This is a genomic window from Sphingomonas aliaeris (genome assembly GCF_016743815.1).
GTDB classification, from domain to species: Bacteria; Pseudomonadota; Alphaproteobacteria; order Sphingomonadales; family Sphingomonadaceae; genus Sphingomonas; species Sphingomonas aliaeris.
In genome coordinates, this window is sequence record NZ_CP061036.1 from 17,374 (window position 1) to 44,040 (window position 26,667).

Below are 26,667 nucleotides of genomic sequence, written 5' to 3' on the forward strand. Positions count from 1 at the left end.
ATCTTGCCGAACGATCCTCGACCTACCGACTTTAGTCGCTCGTCCTCGCGCACTCTCAGGAAGGGGTCACCTCCTCGTAGCAGCCGGCGCGACGTAGCTGACGGACGATCCCGTTGAAGGCAGCAGTCACGCCTTGAGCGCGACCAATGTCGTTTGTTTGCGACCCGGAGTCCCAGTACAGCGCGAGAGGCCATTTCTCGGGGCAGTGCGGCAGCAGGCACCGCAGCGCCAAGCGGATCTCCGGAACGTCAACGCGCGCTTCGGAGCAGCGGCTGACCCCGCAGCGGAGGATATGCACGGATAGCGCGATAACCACGCGCTGGTGCCTCGGCAGCTGCGACACGGATCAGTGAAAGTCATGCGACTTGAAGCGCACGACCTCCTCGGGGTCCAGTCCGTCAGCATGTGGTGGCCAATATTGATTGCGCGGCTCTGGCTGCCAGCCCTTGTCGCCGCGATCAGGCGACCCTGGATGCTGCGCAGCATCGCCGCGGCCAGTCTTATGCGGAAACGACATGTCGCCAACGCGGTGGAGCAGATCTCCGTGGTCGATGATCCGGTCGCAGATCACATGGATGATCTCGCCTTCTTTCTGGACCCTGCCCTTCATCCCGGCCATCGAAGCCGACATAATCGTGCGCCGCTGCGCCTCGAAACGGTCGGGCCAGAGGATGCCGTTGGCGATTCCGGTCTCGTCCTCGATCGTGATGAACAGCACGCCTTTGGCAGATCCTGGCTTCTGGCGAACCAAGACGATGCCTGCGACTTCGACGTGGCGGCCGTCGCGGATGCTCGCGAGATCAGCGCATTTTGTGACTCCGCGCCGGGTTAGCTCGTCGCGGACGAAGGTCAGCGGATGCGCCCGGAGCGAGAGCTGGAGCGCGCGGTAATCCTCGATCACCTCGCGGCCATCGGTAAGCGGCCGCAGCGCTACGTCGGGCTCCACTCCCTCGGCGCTGAATGTTTCGGCCGAGCGATCTGCCGCAGCGAAGAGAGGCAACGGCGCTTCTCCGAGACCCCTCACCTTCCAGAGGCCCTGCCGGCGATCGACGCTGAACCCGTGGAAGGCGTCGCCATCCGCCAGCTTCTCAATCGCGGCCCGCTGGACCCCCGACCGCCGCCACACATCCTCCACGCTCTCAAAGGCGTTGGTGGTGCGCGCTCCGACGATCTTCGCGCCATCGGCGTTCGACAGGCCGCGGATCTGCCGCAGGCCGAGCCGCACCGCGAGGTAGCGCCCGCCTGTCTTCTCCAGCGTGCAATCCCAGCGACTGGCGTTGACGCATGGCGGCCGAACCTCGACGCCGTGGTCGCGCGCGTCGCGAACGATCTGTGCCGGCGCGTAGAAGCCCATCGGCTGCGCGTTCATGAGCGACGCACAGAACACGTCCGGATGATGGTGCTTCATCCAGGAAGATGCGTAGGAGATCTTGGCGAAGGAAGCCGCGTGGCTCTCGGGAAAGCCATACGAGCCGAAGCCCTCAAGCTGCCGGAAGGTTCGCTCGGCAAACTCCCGCGGGTAGCCGCGCTCGACCATGCCCTCGACTAGCTTCTCGCTGAAGTGCGACACGCCACCTGTGAACTTGAACGTCGCCATGGCTCGGCGCAGCTGATCCGCCTCGGCCGGCGTGAATCCGGCGCCGACGATCGCGACCTTCATCGCCTGCTCCTGGAAGAGCGGCACGCCGAGCGTTTTCTCAAGCACCGCGCGGAGCTCAGGGCGCGGATATTCAGGCTTCTCCAGCCCCTCACGTCGGCGCAGATACGGGTGGACCATGTCGCCCTGGATCGGCCCTGGCCGTACGATCGCGACCTGGATGACTAGGTCGTAGAAGCGGCGAGGCTTCATTCGCGGCAGCATGCTCATCTGCGCACGGCTCTCGATCTGAAAGGTGCCGAGCGTGTCAGCCTTCTGGATCATGGCGTAGACTTCAGGATCGTCGTCCTGGAGGTCCTTGAGTTCTACGTGCAGGCCCTTGTCCGCCTCGAGCATATTGAAGGCGCGGTTCATGCAGCCGAGCATGCCCAGGCCGAGAACGTCCACCTTCATGAATTTGAGTGCGTCGATGTCGTCCTTATCCCACTCGATGATCTGCCGATCCTCCATCGCAGCGGGCTCGATCGGCACCAGGTCATCAAGGCGGTCATGGGTCAGAACGAAGCCACCCGGATGCTGCGACATGTGGCGCGGCACCCCGATCAGCTTGCGGGCAAGCTCCAGCGTCAGTCGCAGCCGGCGATCGCCGATGTCGAGGTTGAGCTCGTCGACCTGCTTTTCGCCGACGCCTTCGGCCGACCAGCCCCAGACGAGACCTGCCAGTGAGGATGTCAGATCCTCCGGCAGTCCCAGCGCCTTGCCGACATCGCGGACTGCGCCACGGGCGCGATAGCGCTGCACCACGGCCGTCAGGGCGGAGTGGTTGCGCCCGTAGGTCTCATAGATCCACTGGATGATCTCCTCGCGGCGTTCATGCTCGAAGTCGACGTCGATATCGGGCGGTTCGCGACGTTCGCCGGACACGAACCGCTCGAACAGCAGCTCGTGCTTGATCGGGTCGATCGAGGTTACCCCGAGGACAAAGCAGACGCAGCTATTCGCGGCCGAGCCGCGGCCCTGGCAGAGGATCCCGCGCCTGCGTGCCTCGCGGACGATCGCGTAGACGGTGAGGAAGTAGGGCGCGTAGCCAAGCTCTCCGATCAGCCGCATCTCATGGGTGATCTGGTCGGTGTAGGCCTGGGGCACGTTGCCATCGAACATCCGGTCGACGGCCTCATCCGCCAAGCGCTGCAGTGCTTCGTGCGCAGTCAGCCCGTCGATCAGCTTCTCATGCGGGTACTGATACTGAAGCTCGCCGAGATCGAAGGTGCAGATCCGCGCTATGTCGACGCTCGCTTGCAGCGCGTCAGGATAGGCGCGAAAGCGCCGCACCATTTCGTCGGGTGATTTCAGCGCCCGATCGGCGTTGACCTCGCGGCGGTAGCCAAGCTCGTCGACCGTGCATTTCTCACGCACCGCGGTGACCACGTCCTGCAGCAGCCGCGCCTCGGGCGCGTGGTAGAGCACGTCGCCTGTGACGACGGCGCGCACCCCGGCACCGCCCGCCTGGCGGGCAAGAGCATCGATCCGGACGGCATCGCCAGGACGGCGCCGTTGGAACAGCGCCATGTAGCCGCGCCGCCCATACACCGCCTTCAGGTCCTTCAGCGCCGCAAGGTTCTCCTCGTCCGCCTCATGAGGCAGCAGGATGGCGATGACGCCCTCCGACCATGGCTCCAGGTCGTGCCAGTGAAGAAGGCAGCCCCCCTTCCCTGCCCGCGTCTTGCCGACCGTCAGCAGTCGCGTGATCCGCGACCAGGCCGGACGGTTGGTCGGGTAGAGCAGCAGGCGACGGCCGCAGGAGAGATCAACGCGAGTGCCGGCGATTGAACGGACGCCGGTCGCCTTCTGCGCCTCCCATGCGCGGACCACGCCAGCGACAGTGCCGATGTCGCTGACGCCGATCGCGGGATAGCCGAGCAGCGCCCCGGCCGCGAACAGCTCCTCCGGACTGGACGCGCCACGAAGCAGCGAGAAGTGGGTGAGCACCTGGAGCTCGACATAGTGGGTCATCCGAAGACCCCGTGCATCCACCAGGACAGGTCGCCGGTGTCGTCTTCAAACCCATCGCCGCGGCGGAACACCCAGAAGCGACCGCCTGTCTCGTCCTCGACGCGGTAATAGTCGCGGACGGCCCATACCTCGGCGTCACGTCGCCACCACTCGCCATGGACGCGTTCAGGACCGTCACCGGCAACAACCTTGTAGATCTTGCCGCGCCACTCGAACCGACGTGGCGGCTGGTCGGGCATCAGCGCCATCACCCGGTGCAGTGGCTCCGGATGTGGAAACAGTCGGATCGGACGTTGCCAAGCCGGCCAGTTTCCCGGAACCTCGTTTGGGTCGGAGTGGGTGACGGCTCGCTCCGGCACATGGCTCTCGACCGGTGCGATGCGGAAGACGGACCGCACACCAATCCTGCCGGCAATGACGTCGACCAGCCGCGACGGATCGCGCACCAGCGTTTCGCCCGCCAGGACGGCCCCGAGATCGACGGCGTCGAGTGGCTCAGTGTGCGGGGCAACAAGCGCGAATTGCTCGATCCCCATGCCGGGATCGATGCGCTCGATCCTGAGCTTCAGCAGCCGCAGGAGATGTGACACCTCGCGTGTCGGCCGGGAGGTGCCGACCGCCACGAGCTGCTCGGTCCCGTCGACGCGCAAGCACGTCAGGCGCAGCGATCGCGCACCTAGCCCTTTCGCCTGAAGGACCACGGCGAGATCGCGCAGCAGATCGCCCATGACCTGCTCGATCGCCTCGGCGGTCCCGATCGGCTCCAGCAGCCGGCGCTCGGCTGCGGGCACCTCCGGGTCGTCACGCGGCGTGATCGGCTCTGCGACACCGCCCAGTGCCTGATCGAGCCGGGTGATTGCGGGCAGGCCAAGACGACGCGCTAACGGCCCGCGCGCGACCGGCAGCAGATCTGCGATCCGGTCGAAGCCAAACTTACGCGCTGCGGCCAGCGCCGTGGGTGCGAGCCGCAATGCTGCGATCGGCAGCGGAGCAAGTGCGTCCGCTGTCCCGTGAGGTCCGACGCGGATGAGGTCACCCTTGCCGAAGCGAGCCAGCGCATGGGCAGCGCCAGGGGTGTCTGCGACGGCAACGCGCGCGGTGAAGCCTGCACGACGGCAGAAGGCAACCAGACGCCGGCAGAACCGCTCCTCACCGCCGTGGAGGTGGTCGCAGCCGGCGAGATCGATCCAGAGGCCGTCTGGCGGCGTCACGGCCGCGATCGGGGACCAGCGCCTGACCGCCAACAACGCCAGCCTGTCGAGCAGCGCCGCGTCAGCGTCAGGTTCTGCCGGACGGAAGTCGAGATCCGACACCAGCGCACGTGCATGGGTCGCCGCCATGCCGGGGGTGGATGCCGAGGGCCTGCGCGCCAGTGCAGGCGGCGACTACCTCCTCCCGCCTACCGACCTTTCCGGCGAGCGCGACCGGCGCGTGTTGGACCGGAGCTGCGGCAGGCGCGATAACCCGCGGAGCGAGCGTCGGGGCCTTGTACGGGTGGCTTGCCGCTTCGGATCTCCTGCCAAGCTCACGCATGGGCGGCTGGGCGTGGACCGGCAGTGACGCGATCTGAGCCTCGACTTCTTCGCGCGACTGCGCGCTGGATCGCGCCCACTTGGCACCAGGTCGCCAACCGCCGCCCCGCGGCACCGAACAGGCACCCGGGTCGTCGTCTATCGGCAGTTGCAAAGAGGGCCGCTCAGGCGGCCGCATAGCGGGCTGTTCCAACCGTCTCAGCCGCTCGATGGCCAAGTTCGGCAGGAACAGCGAGACGACCCGTCTCATCGCTGCCCTCCACAATCAGGGAGAAGGATGCACCACCGCGCTGGCGTGCGAGTTCAACCGACCACCGCGCTCTTCCCACACCCGCGACGTCCAAGCGCGCCGAAGGCGCGGAGCCGATCCGCCAGCGCGTCCAGGCAGCGGAAGGCTCGGAAAACGGATCCTGGTCACGGCCGCGGCGACGGCGGAGAAGTAGCACCGGCATGTCGGCTTCTGCTGCCACCAGCTGCAAGCGACGCGTTGCGACCATCGCTACCTTGCTCGCTTCTGCAATGATGGCCGAAGGTGTGCCGTCTCGGACCGCGTCCTCGATCACGGCCAGTAGCGCGGCATCGTCCTGCGGCTGAGCGTAGATGACGTTGGCAGAGGCGAGGCCGGCTTGCTCCAAGGCGGGAGCGTACAGGTCGGCCCTGCAGCTCGCCCATAGAACGGGACCTCCGGTGTTCGCAGCCTCGCGGGCGGCGATCCCGGCAAGGAACAGCGTCGTTGCCGCATCGTCGACCAGCGCCGCACTCTGCGCGGTTGCCTCGTGAAGCGCACCGGCGCGCAATCCCCCTGCTCCGAGCCTGCTGTCGATCTCATCGACGCCGAATGGCAGCACCCGGTACTCCGTCACTGGCGTGGCGATCGTCCGCAGGTGCGCTATGCTGGGCGCGAAGGAATCGAGGGCGGCGGACATCATGTTCTAAGACTCTACTCGTTCCCTTTATGTTCCGTTACCTCGCTCCATCGGTCAAGCTCGCATCCAATCGGTTCATCGATTCAGGCGGAACGGCTGCGCAACGGACAGCAAACAAAGCGGGAAAAAGCGCTTCCGTTCTGGGCGCGCCTGACTCATAGAATCGCTATGCCGATCCGCCCTGAGAACCGCTGGCTCTATCCGATCGATTGGCAACAGATCTCGCGATCGGTTCGTTTCGAGCGTGCCGGCGCGCGCTGCGAGCGGTGTGCTCGTCCGCATCTCCGCCGTGTGGCCCATCTCGGCGACGGGCGGTGGTGGGATGCGGAATCGAAGTGTTGGCGCTCGGATCGAGGCAAGCGCATTGCGATCAAAGGGGGCTTCGTCCTCGCCTCTGTACGGATGACCTTCGTAGTCCTGGCATGTGCCCATCTCGACCACGACCCAGGCAACAACGCTCCTGCCAACCTCAAGGCGCTATGTCAGCGGTGCCACATGCTCCACGACGCGGCCGAGCATCGTTGGCAGCGCTGGTGGAACCTCTTTCGTGTTCGCGCCGTCCGCGACTTGTACGAAGATCCGCGCGTCACACGCGAACGGATTGCGCGGGTTCAGTAATCCAGCTCCCGTATTTTCATCTGCTCGGCAGCAAGATCTGCGACAGGTCCCAGCCCGCCGGTCAGGTTGAACACCTCGATCACGTCATGGTCGGCCAGCCTCTCGACCATCAAGCGGACGGCTGCGGCATTCGCCTCGTCCAGCACGGTCGTTGTATCATCGCTCGCCATGGCTAAGGTCTCACCGTTTCAATCAACGGAGAAGATCTAGCATGAACATTGGTGAATTGGCCAAAGCCGTTGCGGGTGCGACCGGCTCGAGCGAGGCGGATGCGAAGAAGGCAATCAATGCTGTTTTCGATCAGATTGCAGACGCTGCGGTGAAGGGTGAGGAAGTCTCGATCAACGGCTTCGGGAAGTTTACGGTGAAGGAACGGCCGGAACGTCAGGGCCGTAACCCATCGAACGGGGAGGCGATCACAATCGCAGCCTCCAAGAAGGTCACCTTCACAGCTGCCAAGGGCTTGAAGGACAAGCTCTGAGGTAAGCGCGCTGGCGACCAGTCTGCCGGCGCCGGATGGGAGGCGCGGATGTGCAATCGGTATCGGCTGACGGCGAAGCAGGCCGAGGTGGCTGCGACGTTCGGCATCCGCCCGCCCTATGAGCCGGACGAGACGTTTCCGGCCGGCGACGTCTTTCCGACTGGTAAGAAGACGCCGTTCTACGGAGCAGTGGTGGTTCAGGACGGCGCCGATCGGAAGATTGAGCGCATGGAATGGGGCGTCCCTACCCAGGTGCCGAGCAAGCGGGATCCGGCCGCCAAGCTGACGAAATACGTCACGAACGTGCGGAATCTCAGCTCAAGCTTCTGGCGGTCCATGCTGACGACGCCGGCACGGCGCTGCCTGGTGCCGGTGACTGCCTTTTCGGAGTACGGAGTGGCCCCGGGCGAGGACGGGAAAAAGCCGCTTCACTGGTTCGAAGTTCCTAGCCGGCCGATCTTCGCCTTCGCCGGCATCTGGCGGCCGACCGAGCGTGGCAACGCTTATGGCTTCCTGACCACCGAGCCGAACGCTGTCGTGGCTCCCATTCACCCGAAGGCGATGCCCGTGATCCTGCACGACGAGGACTACGATCGGTGGCTCTCGGCGCCTTGGGATGAGCTGAAGGATGCCGTGGCGCCCTACCCCTCCCAGCTGATGCGCGTCGAATGACCACCCTCAGCAGCGACGCGATCGAGGTGATCAACCGCAACGCGCTCGTGGAGCCCAGGACAGGCGCTCTTCGATTATAGGCGGGCGCGGGCGCGATGATGGATCCTTGCGAGCCCCATCGCGAAGTCGGCCATGACAAATGAGAACTGGTCGGCGACGTCTCGCTCGTCGTCACATTCCGGGGCGAGTGTCGCGGCAGCGAGGACGAGGTGAGCTGCGGCGATCGGTGACCTGTCCATGAGATCGTATGCTTGCGCTCTGAAAGCAGCGGCAATGCTTTCTGATGATTGGTCGTCGGCAATCTGTGCCGGTATTTCGGGCGAAGGCATGGGACGGCACCCTTCCGGTCACTGCATGAGGATGACTGTCGCCCGCTGGCGGGGCTCGATCGGGCGTGCCTGTCGAGCGACGTCGGCGGATTTGGTGGAAACGAAGTGCCGGAATCCGGAAACATCTTTCCAGCCGAGGCTCGCCGCAACAGGTCGATAGCTCCGCGGATGGACGCGGTCGGTCGACGGCTGAAACGACAGCGGCACGATCTGATCCCCGAATGTGGTGGCAACCCTCGCGACCACGCGCGCCGCAGTCGTGTTGTATGGCAACAGCCAGGTCACGCGCGCAGCCGTGACGCGCTGACGCACAAAGACGAGATTGCGCGTCAGCGAGGGGTTTGTCGGATCGTTCGAGCCGATCGCGAGCAGGGCGCGCGCGACCGGAGGACTGCCCTTCCACGTTTTCGCCACCTCGGCCGAGCTAGCGCCTACGCGGGCGTGGATCTCGCACCGGACCCCCTGAGCCGCCAGAGCCGAAGCCGTGCCGACGCCGGTGCTGTCACCCACGATGAGACACAGGGGGATCATTGCGCGCCCGTGAAGGCTGTGATGCCGATTAGTGCGATCAAGCAGCCCGCGAGGCCGAAAAGGATCGTACCGGCGCCGATCGCGCGGGCTACGCCGCCTCTGCGGACACGACCGAATAGCCGGCTCACACCGGTGCGGATCGAGAGGTAGCCGTCTGCAACATCGCTCGCGCCGAACAGCGCAAGCGGGAAGGCAACCGCGAGCATGATGTGCCGCATGTTTCCTGTGCCGACCAGGGCAGTCGCGAGGGCAAGGACGAAGAGAAGTGCCGCGGTCGCATGGACCGCGGCATAGAGCGGAATAATGCGGAAGCGGTCCCGCTTGAACAGCCCGCGATAGATTGCGAGCGGCCGCTGGCACCGCTCGCAATGATGGACCCGCTTGCCTGCGGTCCAGGGCAGCATTCCTGCCGAGCAATAGGGGCACGGGGTGAGCCCGAACCGATCCATCATGTTCACGAGCTTGTCCTACTTGCCCGGAGGAGCCGAGGTCACCGCCGGCGCGGTTCCCGCTGTCGGCAACACGCCCGTACCGGCCTGCGGTGCAACCCGCTGCCTGGACGCCAAACGCGGCTGTGCGTCGGCAACCAGCTTCCGGTACGCGTCGAGCATCGCCAACGATGTGATCTTGCCGATGTCGGTCGAGCCATAGGTGCCCCCAAGCGCGCCCACACCCAGCCCCAGGAGCAGACCGCCCCCGACGACACCGAGATCCTTCTTGCGTGCCGACCCGCTCGCGACAGCCTCCTGGATCCCCGTGTCCACGTTGACGAGCGTGAGGAGGACCTGGCTCTCCAGGGTCTTGGACTTGAGCCCAACCGCACCCCCAAAGGCACCGCCCAAGCCGCCACCGCTCTCCCGCGCCTTCGCATCGGAATACAGGACCTGCACCTGAATCAGGTAATCGGCTTTGGTGACAGGTCGCGCGGTCCCGCCGGCAAGCGCACGCTCGCGTTCCAAGGCGTCGAAAGCAGCTCCCCGGTCCGCGACCGCGAAGCAGCCGCTGCGAGCAGCCATCAGCTTGACGAGCGGCAGGGGATCCACCGTGGCGGTGCTGCCCCCGTTCTGCATCTCCGCCATTCGCATCAGCGCCTGCAGCTGTGGCGAAAGGTTGTCCGTCGCGCTGGCGGCCTTCTGCTCTATCAGCGCGGCGACGCCGAGCGGCGTGGCGCAACGTGGCAGTTCGGTCGTCTCGTCGACGCCCGTGCCGCCCTGGCCGAGCTTCTGCGCGTACAGGGTTGAAGGGGTAACGGCCGCGAGAGCGGCCGTCACTGCGAGGATGGTGGTCCGGTTACGCACCGGCCTTCGCCTTCTTCGCGGCCCCGTGCTTGGTCGGGTCGCAGATCCCCGCTGCCTCTTCGGCCGCGGTAACCACCGGCTTGACCTTGTCGCAGTCAGCGCAATCAGCGCAGTCGGGGCAATCAGCGCAGTCGTTGCAGTCGCCATCTGCATGCGCTTTCGCATGCGACATGTAATGCGCCTTTTTGAGGCTCGCCTTCTCGTTTGCGTCTGTCCCGCCCGTCTCTGTAGCGAACGTCGCCATGGCGAGGAGGACCGGGCCTGCTGGCGCGGCGCTGGCCGCGGCTGGCATGCCGATCGCGAGGGCAGCGGCCCCCATTGCGGTGAAGTATCGAAGCTTCATGGTCGTGTTTCCCTTCCCTGGTCAGAAAAAGCCGTCGCGACGGCCGTCGCGACGGTCGTTGTGGCGGCTGCCACTGTCCCCGAGGGCCGAACGCCGGACCTCGAGCTCCACGCCTTCACCCTTGCGGGTGATACGGACGTCTTGTGGGGCGATGTTGTTACGCTTCGCCCAGCGATCGGCGTCGGCCTCCGACCCGAACTCGCCCATCTCGTCGAACTGCCATGTCATGCGGTCACCTCGCGCTGCTCTGCCCCTTGCCCACGCGTTTGAGGGGCGCTGGTGTTGTTGGATCCTGCGTGGTCGGAAAGGGCGGCCAGCACGACGTCGCGGACGCCGGCGGCCGTTGGCCTGCGCGTGTCGGGCAGGCGGATGGTCGTGTAACCGGCCGCGCCGGTGATCGCGTCCCGCTTCGCTCGCTCGCTGCTCTCCGAGCTCCGGTTACCGTGCTCGACCAAGGCGAGGATCCGACCGGATGCTCTGTCCTCTAGGACGAAGTCGACGATCTTCTGCGAGAAGCGGCCGCGGACGGACATGCGCTGGCGCTGCGAGAGCCCCGCACGGGTCTTCACGATCGCGCCCATTGCCACCTTTGCGTGTACGCGCGCCTGGGGCAGCGCCTCCTCCAGCAAGGCGATGATCTGGCGCTCGGTCGCGCTCATCAGCGGTTTCGCCTCGACCGGGAGTTTAGCCGTCCGGCCGGGCCTCACATTCTGAAGCGCAAGGACGATGAACAGGAGGACGGCTCCGATCAGGAGCAAGGGCACGAGACCGTTCATAGCAGCGGCTCCGGGTTGGTGATCATGGGACGGGTGTGAAGGTTGCCGTCAACGCGACGCCTCAGGTCGATCCCGTTCCCCATCCGCTTCGAGAAGGTCATGAGCTTGAGCACGGTCTCGTATTGAGTGTTCGGGCCGAAATACCTCGTCGGACCGTGCCACTTGCGGCCTTCGACGATCTTCATCCGAAAGGTGCCGCGCGGCGCTGGGATGACGACGTGATCGTTGCCCGCGACGTAAACCGAGAGGACATGTTCATCGGTATCGGGGTCGAAGAGCTGGACGACTGCGTTCGCATCGCTCGTCTGGACCGTAAGGCTGCTGGTGATCCGCTTCTGGGATAGATGCGTCGGGACGGTGACGCTGCCGGACTCAGGAAAGGGAATGCCCGGCATCAGGTCGGGCAGCCAGCCTCCCCGCTTGGCATCGAAGTACATCGGGATGACGTAGGTCAGCAGGCAGAGGATCGGGATCAGCCAGCGCGCATGGCGGAGCGGCGACGATTGCCGAGGACGATACCGGCCGCGCTGGTAATCATGCCCACGATTCTTCTTCTCGAACCAGCCTCCGCCGCTACCGGCGGGTTGCGCCGCTCGGCCGATCCAGCTGGCCGAGCCTAGCGGGACCTCGCGCTTTCCACCTTGCCGCGCGCGATAGCGGTCGCGCATGTAATCGCGATCATCGAGGCCCATGGGTGACCTCCTTCGGTGGGACGAACGAGCCGCCCTCCGTGCTGAGACTGGCGCCGATCATTCCGCAGGCGATCGCCCATCCGATGGTGAAAAGCCCCGCAGACGCCGCCAGGAACCCCAGGGAGCGCCAGCGCGGGCTGCGCGGCCGCGATCCTTCGCGCACAGCCTGAGAGGCGCTGGACGGACCGCCTTCCATGTCAATCGCGCCGGGTGGCGGGCGGTCGAGACGGACTGGTCTCTGCCGGGCTCCCCGTCTCTGCATGTATGGACGATCGGCGAGGCTCATGCCGCTGCCGCCCTCGTCGGCGCAGCCGTCCGGCGGGCCAACGCGCGCTCGATCGGCCGAACGACCGAGAACAGCACCGCGTATACCGCGCAGAAGGACAGAACGTCCGCGCCCCAGCCGATGGCATGTTGGTGGCGGGCGTCGGCGCTGCATTGCGCGATCGTGTGCGTGCCGAGGTCGCAGGGATGCCAGTGCTTGGCGGTGAGGACCTGATCCCAGGTCGGCTTGGCGTGCATGGTCATAGCTCCAGTCCGATGTCCTTTTCGGGGAAGGGAAGCTCGGGCCCCTTCGGCTCCACGTTCACGCGGATTGCCGTGAGGTTGAGCGACGGATTGCTGCGCAAGTCCGGTTTGCTCTGCGGTAGGTCGGGCGCGCTGGTAGCCGCAGCCGGCCCCGTTTTCTCGGGACCGCGATCGAGATCTGGCGGCAGGTCAGGACTGAACACCGCTCCGGTGCTAGCTCCGGCACCGGGCCGCGCGGCTCCCCCATCCGGTCCATGTCGGCCCGGATCGACCGACAACTGCCCGACAGTCTCGAGAGCGGAGGTCTTGTTACCCTCGTTCCGCTCGATCGCCGCGGTCAGCTTCTCGCGGTCGTCCGTGAACAGGCGGATGTCGTCCCGAACGCGGGTGACGGTGACGTTGAAGAGGCGCTGGTTGGAGAGGTTGCTCTCCTTGTGCGACATGACCGTAATCGCGGTGTCGGCGGTGATGCCCTGCGCGGCGTGCATGTTCAGGGCGTAAGCAAGGCTGATCCGCTCCGTCATCGGGTCGCCCGCTTTCAGCTCGTGGACCTTGCCGTCCAGGCTCTCGACCTTGATGCCGTTCTTGTCGGCCGAGAGAACCCGGGCGACGTCGTTGTTGTTGAGGCCGCGATCTTTGTCGTTCTGCGTCCAGCGGATCTTGTCGCCCTCGTGGAGCTTGATCTGCTCGCGCTGCGCGAGCTGCATCGTGTCGGTTTTGTCGAGCGGTGAGATCCGCTGAGGGTCGAAGGTCTTGAGGCGGTTGCCGATCATGACCTGAACCCGGCCCTTGGCGTCGACGCCGACCACGTCGAAGGTGCCCCGCGGCAAGCCGAGCTCGCGAACCGCGTGGCGGAGATCGATCACCTGGCCAGCCTTGTAGGCGTGAGCGTACCGCAGTTCTTCCCGAGTGTGGTTCACCTTGTCGAGGACGCCGATCGTCAGCCCCTCTCCCTTCAAGGTCCCCTCAGTCGCCAGTCCTTCCTGGATGCGCACATTGAGCTCCGCGCGCGCCTTCCGGCCGGACGAGAACATTGCGGTCGCATCTCGCTCCTCGGGGGTCAGCTTCAGCCAATGCTCCGCCGCGGTCTTCACATGCTCGGGGTTGGCGACCACCTTGTCGCCGAGCACCTCCATCGCCTCGCGCACCGCGCCACGATTGGTGAGCGCCGCGACCGTGCGCAGCTGCTCCGTGCGCTGGCGAAGGTTCTCGTCCATTCGAGCCATGCCGATCCCCCCTTCCTGGGCGATCGCGAAGGCTTTGCCGGCGTCGACTGCGGTGATCTGCTGGCGGTCGCCGACCATGGCGAGCCGATCAACGCCGAGCGCATTGGCGATTCCGACCAAGTGCTTCATCTGGTCGCTGCCCACCATCGACGCCTCGTCCAGCACCAGGACGGTCCCAGCGAGTTCGGCGCGTGCGCCCTTGTACCCGTCGCCCTGGCCGGCAAGCGCATGGCGCGCGTAGCTGTGAATGAAGGAGGAGACGGTGCGGCTCTCGATGCCGGTCTCAGCGCCAAGCCGGTCGGCGGTCGCCTTCATCAGCGCGAGGCCGACCACCTTGCGCCCCTCCTGCTCGGCGTTGCGCGCGACGGAGGACAGCATGGTGGACTTGCCGGCCCCGGACACACCCTGGACAGCCACGATCCGGTCGGTCGACGTCAGGATGAGCGTCGCTGCGGCGAGCTGGCCCGTGTTCAATTCCTTGTCGCCGGACGCGGCGTTGAGACGGTCGAGGACCTTTTCTGCCGGTACAATGGCAGCGACGGCTCCCTTGCCGCGCTCGACCTGGGCGAGGATCCCGCGCTCGGTCGCAAGCGCCTCGGGCGTGGTGACGTGGGTGACCACACCGTCGATCCGATCGTTCTTGCCGGGGAGCAGCTTCTCTTCCCGGATGAGCTCGGACACACGCACGTCGATCTGCGGGGCTGTAACCCCCTTCAGCCCAAGGTTGAGGGCGGTCTGAGTAATCTCCGACACCGAGAACGCAGCTTCCCGCTGAGCATGGATCCGGATCGCGCTCGCCACAGCGTGCTGGGCGCGCAACTCAACGGCCGGCATGCCGATCCGGTCTATGCCACTCGAGACCAGCGGGTCCTTCGGCGAGAATAGCTCGCCGAGCGCACCGGCGATGCCGGCGACCGTCTCGCGCACCCGCTCCATGGTCGTCATCGCCGGGATCTCGCGTCCCCCCGCTTTCGCCTCTGCTGCAGCAACGAGGGTTTTTCCGTCGAAGCCCAACGCGGCGGCCCGCTCCTGCCACGCCTCGCGCAGCGCCTGCCGATCCTCGACATTGAGCTTCGCATCGCGGGTATTCGTTGTGATGCGATCGAGTGCCTTGGGGTTGGTGATCCCCAGTTCGGCAGCCTTGGCAACGATGTCGTTCCGGCGTTGGCTGAAGGCCTCGAGAACGGCTTTTGGAACGCCGTTGATCTCGAATTGCCCGTGCTTGCCGGTGACGGAAGTCTCGTATCCGAGCTTCGCCAGCTCGGCGCGGAACTGGGCATGGTACGCCGCGCCGATCGTGGTGTTGTTCTTCCACAGTTGGCCGTTGTGGAGCGCTTGCCAGGCACCGTTGGCCATCTTGGTCATATTCGCGACCAGCACATGAATGTGGCCCTGCGGATCCAGCGCGCGGCTCGTGTCGTGCTGGAACAGGGCATAGACGAGGTTGCCGGTCCGGACCGGCTCGCCCGACTTCGTCCGCTCGTAGGTCCGGCCCTCTGCGAACTTCTGCTCCACCCAGGTCATGGTCGTTTTGACGGCGGTCATGTGCGCCGCGAGCACCCGCTCGTCGCCCGCGACATATGCGAGGATGCTAGCCGACTTCGGCATCGAAAATGTCAGGTCGACGCCGGACTGTCGGTTCTGGACCTGCCCGACCTTTTCGCCATCGGGCAGCTCACCGTTGAGGATCTTCTCGAAAGCCTCCTTGGTGACTTCGCCCTTGAGGCCGACCTCCGCCGCGCCGACACCGCCCCAAGCCGTCGCCTCGGACGAGTGCTCGGCCGTGTAATAGTCGTCCTTGGCGAAGTAGTTCGCCGCACCAGACGCCGACTTGACGGAAGCGACCGACAGCATGGATCAGTCCCCCATCCCGTAGCCGTCGTCGAGCCCGTGATCATGGTCGTGGCCGTGATGGTGGTGGTCCCGATTGTCGACCGCGATGCCGTCGCGTAGCTCGCGGATGACCTGGTCCTCCTGCCGATCTTCACGGACGGTATCGCCTGTGCGATCGGCCGATCGTTCGGCGCCTGCCGACCGACCCATCTCCGGCCCATCCTGACCAGATCGTGCGCCGGTCACGGCATTCCCCATCCCGGCCATCATGGGGGCACGGGCCGCACGGCCGTCCAGAGCCGCGGGAGTCAACGAGCCCTGCTGAGGACCTGGTGACACGCCGCGCTGCCCTGAAGTCATGGTCTGCTCACCAGTCCCGCCTGGCTGCGGGATGGCCAAGGTCGTCAAAGCCTGGGATTGATTGATCTCGATCCCAGCAGCGGCTCTCTCAGCCTCGCTACGCTCCCGCTGTGGTTCCGGCTTCTCCAGCACCGGTTCCGCCCCATTCACCGGCCGATTGGGCACATGCTCCGTGCCACCCTCGCCACCCTCATCCGCGCGCTTGGCCCTGCGACGCCGGTCTTCCGGCGAGACGTATTCTGTCGGCTTGAACTCGGGCCGTGGTTCGAACCCGACGGCCACATCGGGATAACTCTTCCATTGGAGCTCGACGCGCGTCGCGGGGAAGCCGTCCGGGAACTTCACGAAGCCGCGCAGCGACGGAAGATTGTTGATGTCATCGGGTATGACGAGCGGCTCGATCGCTTTGCGGGGCGTCAGCGTCGAGGCGTCGCGGGTATTGTTGTAGCCGTAGCTATAGGCCTCATCCATCTGCCGCACTTCGCGGCTTCCGATGAACTCCGAGCACTTCTCGGCGGTGGTCCGATCGGCCGTCGCCAAGATTAGCTTGGTGCGCGCCAAACCGGTCAGCGCGGTCGCGTTCTGGAGGCCGTAGGTGGATACCAGCTTATCGAATGAGTGGATGCCGAGGACGAACGCTCCCCCGTAATTTCGGGCGCTCTGCAGGCCGTGCTCGATGGCAGGCAGCGCGTGGAGGGCGTGGACCTCGTCGAAGAGATACCAGGTGCGCAGATCGCGTGTCTTGGGCAACCGCATCAGATTGTTGACGGCGAGGTCCATCCAGAGGGTGAACAGGCCGCGCGTCAGTTCCAGGTCGTTGTAGCTGCCCGTGATGAACATGATCGATCCGTCTCGGTGCTGGGTCGAGATCCAATCGCGGATCGAGAAGGCTGGCGGGCCGCCTGGAACAGGGTCTGGCATGAACCGGAGAGCTTGACCGTTGACGTTCAGGACCGACCGGATCGACTCTGCCATGCGCGCCGCCTTCTCGGTCGTCAGCGGCCCGGCGACGGTGTCTTCCAGCTTGGAGTGTATCGACTTCAGGTCTGCCTGCATCAGATGGTGAGCGATGGCTGCGTTATTGGTCTCGCCGAGCTCCTGGAGCTTGATGCACATCTCGATGAAGAGCATCCGCGCTGCGTTCTGCCAGAAGGGCTCCTTGTCGTCCGGATGGGAGGGAATGAGGGCGGCTGCGGCCGAGACGAAGTCGGCATAGTTCCGGCACTCATCGAACAACGTCCAGGGCGCGCAACGTGCGTCCATCGGGTTCAGGACGATGTCGGTCTCGGGGTTGTAGAATGCCTCCATGAAGGCACCGGTGAGGTCGAAGATGACCGCGCGATGACGCCGCTTGCGAAGCTGATTGACCAGCGACCGAAGCTGGGTCGTCTTGCCGGTGCCGGTCGTGCCGATCATCATGGTGTGGCTCTGTTCGAGGCGCCATGGATAGGGGATGCCAGCGATTGAATAGGGCGTGTGGATGCCGAGGTCGACGCGGTCGGGAAGGCTCAGCTGGGCGACCATCGCCGGGTTGCGCTGAGGCGTGCCTGAGCGGCATTCCTGGCTGAACTGGTCCTGATTATGGGCCTTGATCTCGCGGACGAGGACAGGTCGCTCGACCAGCATGGCGCCGCGCTCGTGACGCTCTTTGAGAATGTCACTGCCGCGTTTGTTCGCCCAGGTGATGAACCACATGATGACGGGTGCCGCGACGATGGACGCGATCACAAAGGTCGCCCACACGATCCGCCAGGTCTTCTCCCACGATTCGACAACGGCCGGATGGTACGGGACGTAGCCCATGGGGAGATGGACCATCTTCCCGCCGGGAAGGGTGAGGTTGATGAGGTGGTATTTGTCGCCACCGACCCAGGTCCACAGCGTGGAGTAGCACCGCATAAGGTCTAGCTGGAACTCGTGCTCCTTGAGGCCGAGCCAGATGAATATGTTGAACACCACAACCGCGACGCCGACCCAGATCCAGAGCGGGATTTTGATGCCTGCCCATGTCATCTGATACTGGTGCGAAAGCAGCTGGGAGCCGCGGGTAAAGTTGTCCGCGTTGCGGGTGATCCGACCCCTTGCGGAGGCGTGCTGGATCGTCGCTGCCTGACCGTTGAAGCGGATATCGTTCCTACGCATGGAACGTCTCCAGGCGCTGCTGGGCAGCCTCGAGGAGGGCGGGTACGGCGTCCCCGTGATCCCGGGTTATGATGACGTCGATCGCAGCCTGCATGTACTCCAGAAGGAGCACCGTCCGGGTGATGTTGAAGGTGTGGCCCGCCTCCGCGAACCGGAGCCCTTGCATGAGGGCGGCTCGCGCAGCCTCGGCCCGGGAAAACCCGCGCTTGTCAGCGATGCGATTGAGTGCTGCCCAGTCATCGCCGTTGAGGCGCAGGGTCAGTACCTGGTGCTTGTCAGTCATCCCAGTCCTCGATCTTGCCGAGGCTGGTGGGGTTTTCGCAGGCGCAGTTTCGCCGATCAATTAAGTCGATGCAAGCTGAAACGTGTATCGCTAGCGATACCGAAAGAGTGTGCAATTGCAGCGGGTTAGAGACCGCCCGGTCCATGTATCGCCAGCGATACACGGTATCGCTAGCGATACATGTGCAAAACCAATGGCTTACAACCGCGGTCGCCGCATAGGGTGTGCAAATCCTAGGGACTGTCTCGGCGGTTCTGGCTCCTCGGTGTCGGTCTTCTTGGGGTATAGCCGGGATCCGGTAGAGCAGCGCGCCGCGGGCAGTCCCTAGGGCTCAAACCCAATCAGCGGGTTGAGGCGGAGCGGCTTTCCTGATTCACTGCGGGTGTGGCTCATGGGAGGTATGGCATGGCGCTGTTCTGGTTGTCGGACGAGGCTTGGGCGGCGATCGAGCCGCACTTACCCAAGAACCAGCCTGGTGCCCGGCGCGTGGACGACCGGCGGGTGATCTCCGGCATCCTGCATGTGCTCAAAGTGGGCTGCCGCTGGTGCGACTGCCCGGCCGAGTACGGGCCATCGACGACGGTCTACAACCGCTTCAATCGCTGGTCGCACCGGGGCTTTTGGCTGAAGCTGCTCAATGCCCTGGTGGATACCGGCGCGGTCACGAAAAGTACCTCGATCGACAGCACCTACATCAAGGCGCAACGCGCGGCGTTTGGCGCAAAAGGGGGCGCTCGACGCAGGCGATCGGCCGCTCTCGCGGTGGCTGGACCACCAAGGTCCACGCGCTCACCGACGTCATCGGCCGCCCCTATGCCTTGATGCTCACCCCCGGCAATGTCAGCGACGTGAAGGCGGCACCGGCTCTTCTCGAACGCGCCGGGCGCATGCGCTACCTGCTCGGCGACAAAGGCTACGACGCCGACCGGCTGCGCCGCTCGTTGCGCGATGTAGGAGCTGTCCCCGTCATCCCGGGCCGACGCAACCGCAAGCGCACCATACGCTATGACAAGGACCGCTATCGCGGCCGACACCTCATCGAAAACGCCTTCTGCCGCCTCAAGGACTTCCGCCGCGTCGCTACCCGCTACGACAAGCTCGCCGCCAACTTCCTCTCAGGTGTTGCACTCGCAACCGCTCTCGCCTTCTGGATGTGAACGAGTCTGAACCCTAGTCGATCGGAAACGTGGGATGCGAAGCGATCCCGCACCAACGGACCCGGCTGAAAGCCAAGGTCCGTCAACCTGCCGATGGTCCAGCGTCAGCCCGGACCAGGTCATTCCATCACCGGGTCATCAGGCCCGGAACCATCGGGCTATTGTCGGCTCGTCAGTGCGCTGGCATCGTGGCCCATGGAGGCGTCATCAACGGAAAGGTTCAGCACCTTATGGCACTGAGTATCGAACAGGAACGGCAGCAGCTTGAAGCCGAAGAACAGCGGCTTGCCGATCGTCGCAAGAAGCTCCTCGAACGGGAGCGAGCGGAACGCCTGAAGCTGGTTGAGCAGTCGGGCCTATTCAAGGCCGATGGTGCCCACTTCGAGAGTATCATGACGGCGATCAAGAAGCTCGGAATCGAGGAAGTCGACAAGCGTCTGACCGCTTAACTCGGGTCTATGAATCGGGTCGACGATCGAAGCTGAAGCCCTTTCAGCAAAAAGGAGAGAGGCCGAACGGCCTCTCCCTTCACCGTCGTCATTCGGGGTCGGAGACTGGTCGCGCTGAAAGCCAGGCAGGCATAAAAAAGGGGACACCGGCAGAGCCGATGTCCCCCGACACGACCGTCCAGGTTGGAGGCATTATGCCCAGACGACGTGTACCTCGTCTTCGGTCCGTTCGACGGTCGCGAGCCGCTCCAGCTGGTCGGCGTATCGTCCCAACCCGTCGCTATCGAGCCGACTCCGTCGCGCGGGGTCGGTGACAATCGTGCGGAGCTCCGACAGCGCGATCTGGCCGCAGGAGTCCCGGTCGATGCCGACCGCGTCCAGCAACGCGTAGGCGTTGTCGTTGGACAGGTCGATCGAGGCGGAGCCGTCGATCGACTTGGCCACGCTCATCATGACTGCGCCCTTTGTCTCGTTGCGCCAGAAGCGAATGTTGAGGCCCCGGAACTGGGCCTCTTCAACCACGGCGATCACGCCCGGATCATGGTCGAAGATCGCGCAGACGCTGGCGAGCGACCATGGGCAGACGCGTGCCTCGAAATTGTAGGCGAGGAACTCGTCTCCCTCGTCGCCAAGGCTTTCGCCGCGCTCGCGCGCGAAAGCCCGAAAGGCGGCGAGGTGTCGGACGCTCACGGCGACTGCCGGAGCTGAGGCGGATGCGAGAACCGACGCGGTGAAGCTGATCGTCATGCTTGTCACTCCCTGTATGACTCGCCCTCCCGATCCCCCTTCCTCTGGCCGCTTATGCCAAAGGCATGGCTGCTCTGGTCGGCCCGTAGGGGCCGGGTAGTCATGGTCGTCGGCAGAGGTCCCCCGGCACGTGCGAGGCGTAGCGAGTAGGCGACCCGAAGGGGTCGTCACGACGCGAGCGAGCCGTACCGCACGAACCGTATCGGAGAGGTGAAGGCCATTGGCATCGGCGAGGCGTAGCGAGCTGGCCGGCCGGATGGCCGACGGCGATGCGAGCGAGCCGGTGCGGACCGTCATTGGCGTAAGCCCGGGCGCGTGCGATGCGTAGCAAGCGGGCAACCCGTAGGGGTTGCCGCGTTGCGAGCGAGCCGTGCTCGGGGCGAGGCAGATCCGTCCCGCTCCCGCGCTGGCGAGGCGTAGCGAGCTGGTCATTCCGTAGGGAATGGCCGCGATGCGAGCGAGCCGGTGCGGGGTGGTTGCCGTAGGTCCTAGGGCACGCGCGAGGCGTAGCGAGTAGGCGACCCGAAGGGGTCGCCACGATGCGAGCGAGCCGTGCCCGGCGTTGCCCAGTGGGTGCTTTGCATCGCGCATCGCGAGGCGTAGCGAGCTGGTTATTCCGTAGGGAATGACCGCGATGCGAGCGAGCCGGTGCGGGGTGGTTACCGTAGGTCGTAGGGCACGCGCGAGGCGTAGCGAGTAGGCGACCCGAAGGGGTCGCCACGATGCGAGCGAGCCGTGCCCGGCGCTGCCCTGTGGGGTGCTCTGCGGCACGCCTGGCGAGGCGTAGCAAGCTGGTCGACCGCAGGGTCGACCGCGATGCGAGCGAGCCGTGCGTGGCCGCTGGTGGCGGGGTGGAGCGGAAGCACAGTCCCACGCGGCGCGATGGGGCTCGATGCCCCGGAGCGCCGCCCCGCGCGACGAAAAAGGCAAGGAGGCTCCGGTTGCCCGGAGCCCCCTCGCGAGAACGGTGTCAGGCCCGACGATCCATGGCCATCGGGCGCTGCTCGGCGGCACGGAACACGTGGAGCGGGACGCCGGCGTTGCGGAGCTTGCGTGCGAAGTCGAGCTGGACGCCCGAGCCCTCGCAGACGATCGCCTCGACCGGGTTCAGGTTGGTGATCCGCTCGTTGCGGACGAACCCCGCCCGGTTGCCGAGCTTCCGATCCAGGCGGAACAGGATGATCTTGCAACCGCGCGATGCTGCCCACGCGGCCGCGATCGCGTCGCAGCCCTTCATCTGGGCGGTGGTCACCAGCACCATGTTCGGGATGCGGCGCTTGATCTGGTCCAGCCGGTCGTACAGCGTCTCGTGGTCGTGCCACTGCGCCCCGCCCGAGAAGGCGACCACCGGACCCTCGGGGTGATACTCGGCGCGGCGCTTGGCGGCTCGTGCGGCGAGGTAGTCGGCACCCTCGATCATCGATGCGGTGAGCTTGGACGACACCCTGCTGCCGCGGGTCGTGGAGAAGGGCCGGCCGGTCTCGACGCGGTACACCTCGGCGGCGTGATCCCGCATGCACTCCAGCGCCTCGCGGTTGCCCTCGAGGGTCTGGCACAGCAGCTGCGTCTCCTCCAGCTCGGTCGCGTAGATCTCCGACGGATCATAGGCGCGGGCCATCTCCCCCAGCTTCTTGGCGGCGTCGTCCTCGCGGCCCTCGACCCGCTTGGCCACCATGTGGAAGGAGTTGACGAAGCCCCATGCGAGGTCGGCGGCGTGCTCCTCCATCCGGGTGTCGCGGAACACGTCGAACAGGGTCCGCATCATCAGGTCGACCGCGGCGGCCGCCTGCTCGGGGTCGGGCATGTCCAGCTTCTCGGCGCCGTCGACGATGCTGAGCTTGGCCATCTCGCTGCCCTCGATGAACGCGCCGTCATAGGTGCGCAGCGTGCGCTCGTCCTGGCGGGTCTCATCGGCGATCTGCGTTGCGCGCGTGTCCGCCATCGTGCGGGCCAGGTCGGAGAAGTTGGTGTACTTGGTCATGATAGCCTCCATGAGTTTTGTTTCTCACCTTCTTGTGAGGTCTCTCATTCGGCATGCGGCGGTCAGGGCCGTCAGGGACGTTAACCGGGAAGCCGCGCCGAAGGCGTGGACCCCGGTTAACGCTCGCGAGTGGGGGAGCCGATTTTCTCGGCCCCATAGCGGAGCGAAGCGGAGTGGCGGGGTCGTGAAAATTGGGGGCACCGCTCGTCCTTGACGGTCCGCCAACCCCGCATGCCATGCTCGGACTCACAGAAAGATAGATTTGGTTTGGGTACGGCGACCGGATCGAGTGAGGACCGGCATTCGCGCGCCAAAGGCGTGCGGATGCAAAGCGGCGAGGGTAGCGCCCGAATGGGCGCGACCGATGTCGCTGTCGGTCCTCGCGAGACCGGTCGCCGTCCAGCGAGGGATCGTTACCCGAAGGGCGGAGACCCGCGGCACGCGGGGCTCCGGGCGGCGCAGCCGCCTAGAGCCCGGTCCCGCCCATAGGGCGGGCGCCCCTACCCTTCTCCTTCTTCTCGTCCACCATCGTCTGCGCCGAAACCATCATCGTCGGCGCGCTCCCATCCCGACCAGTCATCATAATCCGGCGGGGCCTCTGGTCCTGGGTCGTCGCGATCTGCGGGGTAGTCACCGGCGTCGTCTTGCGGTTCGGTCGTCTCGGGAACTTGGTTGGCATCAACGTCACGCCAGCAGGCTGGATCGCAGTGCAACATCGGTATTCCGCGGTGGACGAAGGGCTTGCCATCCAGCAGCAGAGGCCGCGATGCGAGGCGTCGGCATGGTAGGTTTCGGCAGTTGACGAAACCACATGGGGCGGCCAGCGGATCGACCCGTGGCGCGGGCTCGTCCTCATCCGCGACCTGGACAGCAGGCTCGGCCATTGGCTCTGGATTCGTGAACGGGTTCACGTCGGTATCGAACAGGTCCGCTTGCTTCTGCATGGTAGTCTCCATGGATCGGCGCATGGATCATGCACCGGGTGCTGATGGAAGACGGCGCGCGAGCACGCGAAAGGGCGGCACTAAGTGCCGCCCTTCCGGGTGGGTCAGTAGAACTCCACCCGATCGGCGATGATCTCGCAGCCGTAGCGATCGTTGCCGTCGCGGTCCTGCCACTTGGTGTAGTGGAGCCGTCCCTCCACCGCGACCAGGTCGCCCTTCTTGCGGGCTCCGGACACTGCCTTGGCTAGGCCGTTGAAGCAGGTGACCTTGTGGAACTCGGTCTCCTTGACCGTGAAGCCGCTGCCGTCCTTGTAGGTGCGACCTTCCTTGTTGAGCTTGGGTCGGTCGGTCGCCACGAACACCGTGGCGATGTTGGTGTCACCGGCTTGGCGCAGCTCGGGGTCGCGGGCCAGACGGCCGACTAGGTTCACGTTGTTCATCGAAGCCTCCTTGGTGGGGCCGGCGGTTTCCCCGCCGGGTGTCACCGAGAAGCGGGGCGACGGGGGTCACCGCACCGGAGCGTCAGCGCAGGGGAACCGCTTTCGCGGGGGTGGTGCGGGCAGCCGCGCTTCAGCGCGGCAACACGGTCCCGCTAAAGCGGTTGCGGTGACCAACGGCGGTCCGCAGGTGACATGAGACCCGGCGCGGGAGACCGCTGGCCCCACAAGGTCCGCGAAGCTTCGATGTGCAGCATCTGTGAACCGGCTGTGTCGGCCGCCTGGCCCGTGATCCCGAGCGATCGGTGCCACATCGGCGATGCCAGCATCGCTGGTCGATGATGCCGATAACGGGGCCAATCCGAAGGAGTGACTTGCCGGACGGTGACGCATGGCCGAGGAGATCCGGTTTCGCGGCCGCGTCGGTTCTCGGCTTGGCCAATGTGTCGGTTTCGCGGGGCGGCGTAACTCGGTCGGGTTCCATGGGCGCTCGCGCAGCCATGCGGATGGGCCTGGGCGACGCGCCGGCTTGAGCTCCGCGGACGACGTTGGTGGCCGTGACCCGACCCGGAAGGGTGTCACCACACGAGATGCCCTTCTTTGGGCGGGGCGACCGTGCGTAGTGAATGAAAAAGGGGACCGCCTCGCGAGAGGCGATCCCCTTTCGGCTCCGGCCAACCGCCTTAGGCGACCGGCTCGATCGGAGCGGTGCTCATGCCGAGGCCGTCATCCGGTCCGGCACCCGCGCCGGCACCGGCGAAATCGCCTGCGGCCGGGCTGCCGTCTGCGCCGAACGGCGGGGCGAGATCGTCCTCGCTTGCTTTGACGCCGAGCGCGGTGCCCACGTCGCGGCGCTTCTGCGCGCGCTGCCACACCAGGTTGTAGGACTCGTCCTCCTGCCGGAAGGCCGAGATCTGCAGCGGCGCGGGCAGCGACGGGTCGTCGATGCGGCCGTTGAGGAACGCCTCGCCGGTGTTGTTCGAGACCAGCTCGAACAGCGCGCCGACCTGCACCCAGGTCTTGTTGGCGGTCAGCGCGTGGATCTCGTAGCGCGGTGCGCGCGGGTTGGTGGACTGCACCGGCTTCAGCGCGATGGTCATCGCAACCGCCAGGGTCGAAACCCGGCCCATGTAGATGCCAGCCGCGTTCTGCTTGATCGAACCGATGTTCATGACGACGTCTCCTGTGCGTCTCTGGACCCCTTGTCCTGGACACCTTTCTCCATCCCACTCCTCTCCTCGGCCCCTTTCAGGGCCGAGCAGGGCGCGTCAGCGCCCATCATCGGCGCGCTCTTCGCGCGGCGATGGGCGACCGCAGGAGACGGCCCGGGAAGCTTCAGGGGCGCTGCCAGTGTCGTCCGGAGCGCGGGCGAGGCGTAGCGAGCCGTGTCCGGCACCTAAGCGTCTCGGATCTCAATGGTTTCGTCGTCCCCGTCGTCGCGCACGAGGGCGGGTCTTCCCGCACGAGCTGCGTCGATCGCGGCAGCAGGGCGACCGTGCCTGCGGCGATCATGTAATCCTGCGGGTTCGGTCCGATCGGAAAGTCGTCCCAGCTCAGGTAGGCGAGCACATAGAAGAGGCTGGCGGCAAGGACCGGACCGGCGAGGAGCAGATCGCGGGAGTGGAAGCGTTGCATGGCGATCCCCTCGAAGCGAGCGATCAAAAAAAGGGGCCGAAGCCCCCTTCCGTATCAGCCGAGGCCGATCAGCTTCGTGATCATTGGCCCGAAGGCTCCCCGAGGGCTCCGATGACCAGCACCGCGGCCAGCTGGACACGCGTGAGCGTGACCTTGTTCTCGAACTTGCCGTCGATGTTATCGAGCTTGCCGTTCATGGTCTTGAGCTGCGCCACCAAGTCGCGGTTTGCGGTGTCGACGGTCCTCACGATGAAGTCCTCCGTGGTTTCGGTCAGCTCCTGAGCCTCGCGGGGATCTATACCCGCCTTCAGCGCGGTGCGGAAGAAAGTGATTTGAAAGTTCGCCATTTCAACCTCCATTGCTCGATGGCGGTTCCGTCTCGGCATGCGGCGGTCAGGGTCGTCAGGGACGTTAACCGGGAAGCCGCGCCGAAGGCGTGGACCCCGGTTAACGCTCGCGAGTGGGGGAGCCGATTTTCTCGGCACCAGAGCGGAGCGCAGCGGAGTGCCGGGGTCGTGGAAATTGGGGGCACCGCTCGTCCTTGACGACCCGCCAACCCCGCATGCCAGACTTGGACGACATGAGAGAGAAGCATTGCCCCGACGCCGTCCGGCCGGAGTGAGACCCCGATGTCGTGCCGACAGGCACGGCGAGGATGGTCGAACGGAGACGGACGGCGCCCGCAAGGGATCGTTACCCGAAGGGCGGAGACCCGCCTGCGGGGCTCCGGGAGGCGGAGCCGAGTAGAGCCCGGGCCCGCCATAGGCGGGATGCGTCACCCTCCCTTGCTGGGTCAGGTTGAGCGCCAGCGTTCGACCAGCTCGACCATCGCATCGCGATAGCCCCAGGCGTCGGGGTACACGGTTGGCTCCTGAGCAAGGTATGCCATGACGATGATCATGTCCTCGGCGATGGTGGCGTCGGAGTTGCACAAGTGGAGGATCGGAAAGTGGCCATTGTCGGCGCCGTTCCACCAGGCGAGCAGGAAGTCCGCGGCGCGACCGGCTTGGCCGGTGTCGCTGCCGGCGACAACCAGCAGGCGGGTGAGGGCTTCGCCGGCGTCGTCGAAAGAGACGGCGCGGATAGCCGGTCGAGAGGCGGGAGCCGCCATGGCGTGATCCTTTGGATAACCGGACG

27 protein-coding genes and 2 pseudogenes are annotated in these 26,667 nt (G+C 65.6%); 5 read left to right on the plus strand and 24 right to left on the minus strand.

Translation table 11 applies throughout. From position 1 onward, the window contains the following. Nucleotides 1-346 precede the first annotated feature (346 nt). The 3 genes and pseudogenes from H5J25_RS18725 to H5J25_RS18735 form a co-directional block, all read right to left on the minus strand. Complete coding sequence (locus H5J25_RS18725) at nucleotides 347-3,610, minus strand: error-prone DNA polymerase (RefSeq protein WP_202096562.1); 3,264 nt, start codon at nucleotides 3,608-3,610, stop codon at nucleotides 347-349. After that, nucleotides 3,607-5,143: pseudogene (locus H5J25_RS18730) on the minus strand (Y-family DNA polymerase). The gene H5J25_RS18725 and the pseudogene H5J25_RS18730 overlap by 4 nt, the downstream one beginning before the upstream one ends. 163 nt (nucleotides 5,144-5,306) lie before the next feature. Next, nucleotides 5,307-6,068: an ImuA family protein gene (locus H5J25_RS18735; RefSeq protein ID WP_202096644.1), complete on the minus strand. Its 762-nt coding sequence runs from the start codon at nucleotides 6,066-6,068 to the stop codon at nucleotides 5,307-5,309. A 168-nt stretch (nucleotides 6,069-6,236) separates the two neighbouring features. Here H5J25_RS18735 and H5J25_RS18740 point away from each other — a divergent pair, with 168 nt between their 5' ends. Beyond that, nucleotides 6,237-6,686, plus strand: a complete 450-nt coding sequence (locus H5J25_RS18740; protein WP_202096563.1) for a hypothetical protein — start codon at nucleotides 6,237-6,239, stop codon at nucleotides 6,684-6,686. On the opposite strand, the gene H5J25_RS18745 is transcribed toward H5J25_RS18740, so the two are convergent. Further along, on the minus strand, nucleotides 6,680-6,856 hold the full coding sequence (locus tag H5J25_RS18745; protein ID WP_202096564.1) for a hypothetical protein: 177 nt from the start codon (nucleotides 6,854-6,856) through the stop codon (nucleotides 6,680-6,682). The genes H5J25_RS18740 and H5J25_RS18745 overlap by 7 nt on opposite strands. A 41-nt stretch (nucleotides 6,857-6,897) precedes the next feature. On the opposite strand from H5J25_RS18745, the gene H5J25_RS18750 reads away from it, so the two are divergent. Together H5J25_RS18750 and H5J25_RS18755 are read left to right on the plus strand one after the other, a co-directional pair. Then, nucleotides 6,898-7,167 carry an HU family DNA-binding protein gene (locus tag H5J25_RS18750; protein WP_202096565.1) on the plus strand — a complete coding sequence of 90 codons (270 nt, stop codon included), beginning with the start codon at nucleotides 6,898-6,900 and terminating at the stop codon, nucleotides 7,165-7,167. A 48-nt stretch (nucleotides 7,168-7,215) separates the two neighbouring features. Continuing rightward, the gene (locus tag H5J25_RS18755) at nucleotides 7,216-7,839 is read left to right on the plus strand and encodes an SOS response-associated peptidase (protein ID WP_159513279.1); all 624 of its coding nucleotides are present in this window, start codon (nucleotides 7,216-7,218) and stop codon (nucleotides 7,837-7,839) included. A 74-nt stretch (nucleotides 7,840-7,913) separates the two neighbouring features. On the opposite strand, the gene H5J25_RS18760 is transcribed toward H5J25_RS18755, so the two are convergent. The 12 genes from H5J25_RS18760 to H5J25_RS18810 form a co-directional block, all read right to left on the minus strand. Beyond that, nucleotides 7,914-8,168: a hypothetical protein gene (locus tag H5J25_RS18760; protein WP_202096566.1), complete on the minus strand. Its 255-nt coding sequence runs from the start codon at nucleotides 8,166-8,168 to the stop codon at nucleotides 7,914-7,916. A gap of 18 nt (nucleotides 8,169-8,186) precedes the next feature. After that, entirely contained in the window at nucleotides 8,187-8,678 is a 492-nt protein-coding gene (locus tag H5J25_RS18765; protein ID WP_202096567.1) for a hypothetical protein, read from the minus strand. Nucleotides 8,679-8,695: 17 nt separating this feature from the next. Next, on the minus strand, nucleotides 8,696-9,157 hold the full coding sequence (locus H5J25_RS18770; protein WP_202096568.1) for a hypothetical protein: 462 nt from the start codon (nucleotides 9,155-9,157) through the stop codon (nucleotides 8,696-8,698). A gap of 9 nt (nucleotides 9,158-9,166) precedes the next feature. Continuing rightward, entirely contained in the window at nucleotides 9,167-9,997 is an 831-nt protein-coding gene (locus tag H5J25_RS18775; RefSeq protein WP_225883573.1) for a CsgG/HfaB family protein, read from the minus strand. After that, nucleotides 9,990-10,340, minus strand: a complete 351-nt coding sequence (locus tag H5J25_RS20970; protein WP_225883574.1) for a hypothetical protein — start codon at nucleotides 10,338-10,340, stop codon at nucleotides 9,990-9,992. The genes H5J25_RS18775 and H5J25_RS20970 overlap by 8 nt, the downstream gene beginning before the upstream one ends. Before the next feature lie 21 nt (nucleotides 10,341-10,361). Beyond that, complete coding sequence (locus tag H5J25_RS18780) at nucleotides 10,362-10,568, minus strand: hypothetical protein (RefSeq protein ID WP_202096569.1); 207 nt, start codon at nucleotides 10,566-10,568, stop codon at nucleotides 10,362-10,364. Beyond that, the gene (locus H5J25_RS18785; protein ID WP_202096570.1) at nucleotides 10,565-11,116 is read right to left on the minus strand and encodes a DUF2726 domain-containing protein; all 552 of its coding nucleotides are present in this window, start codon (nucleotides 11,114-11,116) and stop codon (nucleotides 10,565-10,567) included. The genes H5J25_RS18780 and H5J25_RS18785 overlap by 4 nt, the downstream gene beginning before the upstream one ends. After that, entirely contained in the window at nucleotides 11,113-11,784 is a 672-nt protein-coding gene (locus H5J25_RS18790; protein WP_225883575.1) for a hypothetical protein, read from the minus strand. The genes H5J25_RS18785 and H5J25_RS18790 overlap by 4 nt, the downstream gene beginning before the upstream one ends. Before the next feature lie 306 nt (nucleotides 11,785-12,090). Further along, nucleotides 12,091-12,336 carry a hypothetical protein gene (locus H5J25_RS18795; protein ID WP_159513286.1) on the minus strand — a complete coding sequence of 82 codons (246 nt, stop codon included), beginning with the start codon at nucleotides 12,334-12,336 and terminating at the stop codon, nucleotides 12,091-12,093. Beyond that, on the minus strand, nucleotides 12,333-15,416 hold the full coding sequence (mobF, locus tag H5J25_RS18800) for a MobF family relaxase (protein ID WP_202096572.1): 3,084 nt from the start codon (nucleotides 15,414-15,416) through the stop codon (nucleotides 12,333-12,335). Before mobF ends, H5J25_RS18795 begins: the two co-directional genes overlap by 4 nt. A gap of 3 nt (nucleotides 15,417-15,419) precedes the next feature. Then, the gene (locus tag H5J25_RS18805; RefSeq protein ID WP_202096573.1) at nucleotides 15,420-17,897 is read right to left on the minus strand and encodes a type IV secretion system DNA-binding domain-containing protein; all 2,478 of its coding nucleotides are present in this window, start codon (nucleotides 17,895-17,897) and stop codon (nucleotides 15,420-15,422) included. Beyond that, nucleotides 17,890-18,180 carry a ribbon-helix-helix protein, CopG family gene (locus H5J25_RS18810; RefSeq protein ID WP_202096574.1) on the minus strand — a complete coding sequence of 97 codons (291 nt, stop codon included), beginning with the start codon at nucleotides 18,178-18,180 and terminating at the stop codon, nucleotides 17,890-17,892. The genes H5J25_RS18805 and H5J25_RS18810 overlap by 8 nt, the downstream gene beginning before the upstream one ends. A 405-nt stretch (nucleotides 18,181-18,585) precedes the next feature. On the opposite strand from H5J25_RS18810, the pseudogene H5J25_RS18815 reads away from it, so the two are divergent. Beyond that, nucleotides 18,586-19,337 (plus strand): annotated as a pseudogene (locus H5J25_RS18815) (IS5 family transposase). 230 nt (nucleotides 19,338-19,567) lie between these two features. Continuing rightward, on the plus strand, nucleotides 19,568-19,786 hold the full coding sequence (locus tag H5J25_RS18820) for a hypothetical protein (protein ID WP_202096576.1): 219 nt from the start codon (nucleotides 19,568-19,570) through the stop codon (nucleotides 19,784-19,786). 192 nt (nucleotides 19,787-19,978) lie between these two features. Here H5J25_RS18820 and H5J25_RS18825 read toward each other — a convergent pair whose 3' ends face one another. The 8 genes from H5J25_RS18825 to H5J25_RS18860 all read right to left on the minus strand — a co-directional run bounded on the left by H5J25_RS18825 (nucleotide 19,979) and on the right by H5J25_RS18860 (nucleotide 26,641). Further along, nucleotides 19,979-20,533 carry a hypothetical protein gene (locus H5J25_RS18825; RefSeq protein ID WP_202096577.1) on the minus strand — a complete coding sequence of 185 codons (555 nt, stop codon included), beginning with the start codon at nucleotides 20,531-20,533 and terminating at the stop codon, nucleotides 19,979-19,981. Nucleotides 20,534-21,503: 970 nt separating this feature from the next. Further along, nucleotides 21,504-22,514 carry a DUF2493 domain-containing protein gene (locus tag H5J25_RS18830; protein ID WP_202096578.1) on the minus strand — a complete coding sequence of 337 codons (1,011 nt, stop codon included), beginning with the start codon at nucleotides 22,512-22,514 and terminating at the stop codon, nucleotides 21,504-21,506. A gap of 500 nt (nucleotides 22,515-23,014) precedes the next feature. After that, nucleotides 23,015-23,458 (minus strand): hypothetical protein, encoded by a 444-nt coding sequence (locus tag H5J25_RS18835; RefSeq protein ID WP_202096579.1) that lies wholly within the window; start codon nucleotides 23,456-23,458, stop codon nucleotides 23,015-23,017. Nucleotides 23,459-23,562: 104 nt separating this feature from the next. After that, a complete protein-coding gene (locus H5J25_RS18840) occupies nucleotides 23,563-23,898 on the minus strand; it encodes a single-stranded DNA-binding protein (RefSeq protein WP_202096580.1) in 336 nt (111 codons plus the stop codon). 680 nt (nucleotides 23,899-24,578) lie between these two features. Next, nucleotides 24,579-25,067, minus strand: a complete 489-nt coding sequence (locus tag H5J25_RS18845) for a DUF736 domain-containing protein (RefSeq protein WP_202096581.1) — start codon at nucleotides 25,065-25,067, stop codon at nucleotides 24,579-24,581. Between the two features lie 163 nt (nucleotides 25,068-25,230). Next, complete coding sequence (locus tag H5J25_RS18850) at nucleotides 25,231-25,530, minus strand: hypothetical protein (RefSeq protein WP_202096582.1); 300 nt, start codon at nucleotides 25,528-25,530, stop codon at nucleotides 25,231-25,233. A gap of 80 nt (nucleotides 25,531-25,610) precedes the next feature. Continuing rightward, nucleotides 25,611-25,877, minus strand: coding sequence for a hypothetical protein (locus H5J25_RS18855; protein ID WP_202096583.1), 267 nt, complete (start codon nucleotides 25,875-25,877; stop codon nucleotides 25,611-25,613). A 446-nt stretch (nucleotides 25,878-26,323) separates the two neighbouring features. Next, on the minus strand, nucleotides 26,324-26,641 hold the full coding sequence (locus H5J25_RS18860) for a DUF7673 family protein (protein ID WP_202096584.1): 318 nt from the start codon (nucleotides 26,639-26,641) through the stop codon (nucleotides 26,324-26,326). Between the last annotated feature and the right edge of the window lie 26 nt (nucleotides 26,642-26,667).

Excerpts from the sequence above, each read along its gene's own strand:
- H5J25_RS18725 (WP_202096562.1), bottom strand. The coding sequence starts at position 3,610 with ATGACCCACTATGTCGAGCTCCAGGTGCTCACCCACTTCTCGCTGCTT.
- H5J25_RS18735 (WP_202096644.1), bottom strand. The coding sequence starts at position 6,068 with ATGTCCGCCGCCCTCGATTCCTTCGCGCCCAGCATAGCGCACCTGCGG.
- H5J25_RS18740 (WP_202096563.1), top strand. The coding sequence starts at position 6,237 with ATGCCGATCCGCCCTGAGAACCGCTGGCTCTATCCGATCGATTGGCAA.
- H5J25_RS18745 (WP_202096564.1), bottom strand. The coding sequence starts at position 6,856 with ATGGCGAGCGATGATACAACGACCGTGCTGGACGAGGCGAATGCCGCA.
- H5J25_RS18750 (WP_202096565.1), top strand. The coding sequence starts at position 6,898 with ATGAACATTGGTGAATTGGCCAAAGCCGTTGCGGGTGCGACCGGCTCG.
- H5J25_RS18755 (WP_159513279.1), top strand. The coding sequence starts at position 7,216 with ATGTGCAATCGGTATCGGCTGACGGCGAAGCAGGCCGAGGTGGCTGCG.
- H5J25_RS18760 (WP_202096566.1), bottom strand. The coding sequence starts at position 8,168 with ATGCCTTCGCCCGAAATACCGGCACAGATTGCCGACGACCAATCATCA.
- H5J25_RS20970 (WP_225883574.1), bottom strand. The coding sequence starts at position 10,340 with ATGAAGCTTCGATACTTCACCGCAATGGGGGCCGCTGCCCTCGCGATC.
- H5J25_RS18780 (WP_202096569.1), bottom strand. The coding sequence starts at position 10,568 with ATGACATGGCAGTTCGACGAGATGGGCGAGTTCGGGTCGGAGGCCGAC.
- H5J25_RS18785 (WP_202096570.1), bottom strand. The coding sequence starts at position 11,116 with ATGAACGGTCTCGTGCCCTTGCTCCTGATCGGAGCCGTCCTCCTGTTC.
- H5J25_RS18790 (WP_225883575.1), bottom strand. The coding sequence starts at position 11,784 with ATGCGCGACCGCTATCGCGCGCGGCAAGGTGGAAAGCGCGAGGTCCCG.
- H5J25_RS18795 (WP_159513286.1), bottom strand. The coding sequence starts at position 12,336 with ATGACCATGCACGCCAAGCCGACCTGGGATCAGGTCCTCACCGCCAAG.
- mobF (WP_202096572.1), bottom strand. The coding sequence starts at position 15,416 with ATGCTGTCGGTCGCTTCCGTCAAGTCGGCGTCTGGTGCGGCGAACTAC.
- H5J25_RS18805 (WP_202096573.1), bottom strand. The coding sequence starts at position 17,897 with ATGCGTAGGAACGATATCCGCTTCAACGGTCAGGCAGCGACGATCCAG.
- H5J25_RS18810 (WP_202096574.1), bottom strand. The coding sequence starts at position 18,180 with ATGACTGACAAGCACCAGGTACTGACCCTGCGCCTCAACGGCGATGAC.
- H5J25_RS18820 (WP_202096576.1), top strand. The coding sequence starts at position 19,568 with ATGGCACTGAGTATCGAACAGGAACGGCAGCAGCTTGAAGCCGAAGAA.
- H5J25_RS18825 (WP_202096577.1), bottom strand. The coding sequence starts at position 20,533 with ATGACGATCAGCTTCACCGCGTCGGTTCTCGCATCCGCCTCAGCTCCG.
- H5J25_RS18830 (WP_202096578.1), bottom strand. The coding sequence starts at position 22,514 with ATGACCAAGTACACCAACTTCTCCGACCTGGCCCGCACGATGGCGGAC.
- H5J25_RS18835 (WP_202096579.1), bottom strand. The coding sequence starts at position 23,458 with ATGCAGAAGCAAGCGGACCTGTTCGATACCGACGTGAACCCGTTCACG.
- H5J25_RS18840 (WP_202096580.1), bottom strand. The coding sequence starts at position 23,898 with ATGAACAACGTGAACCTAGTCGGCCGTCTGGCCCGCGACCCCGAGCTG.
- H5J25_RS18845 (WP_202096581.1), bottom strand. The coding sequence starts at position 25,067 with ATGAACATCGGTTCGATCAAGCAGAACGCGGCTGGCATCTACATGGGC.
- H5J25_RS18850 (WP_202096582.1), bottom strand. The coding sequence starts at position 25,530 with ATGCAACGCTTCCACTCCCGCGATCTGCTCCTCGCCGGTCCGGTCCTT.
- H5J25_RS18855 (WP_202096583.1), bottom strand. The coding sequence starts at position 25,877 with ATGGCGAACTTTCAAATCACTTTCTTCCGCACCGCGCTGAAGGCGGGT.
- H5J25_RS18860 (WP_202096584.1), bottom strand. The coding sequence starts at position 26,641 with ATGGCGGCTCCCGCCTCTCGACCGGCTATCCGCGCCGTCTCTTTCGAC.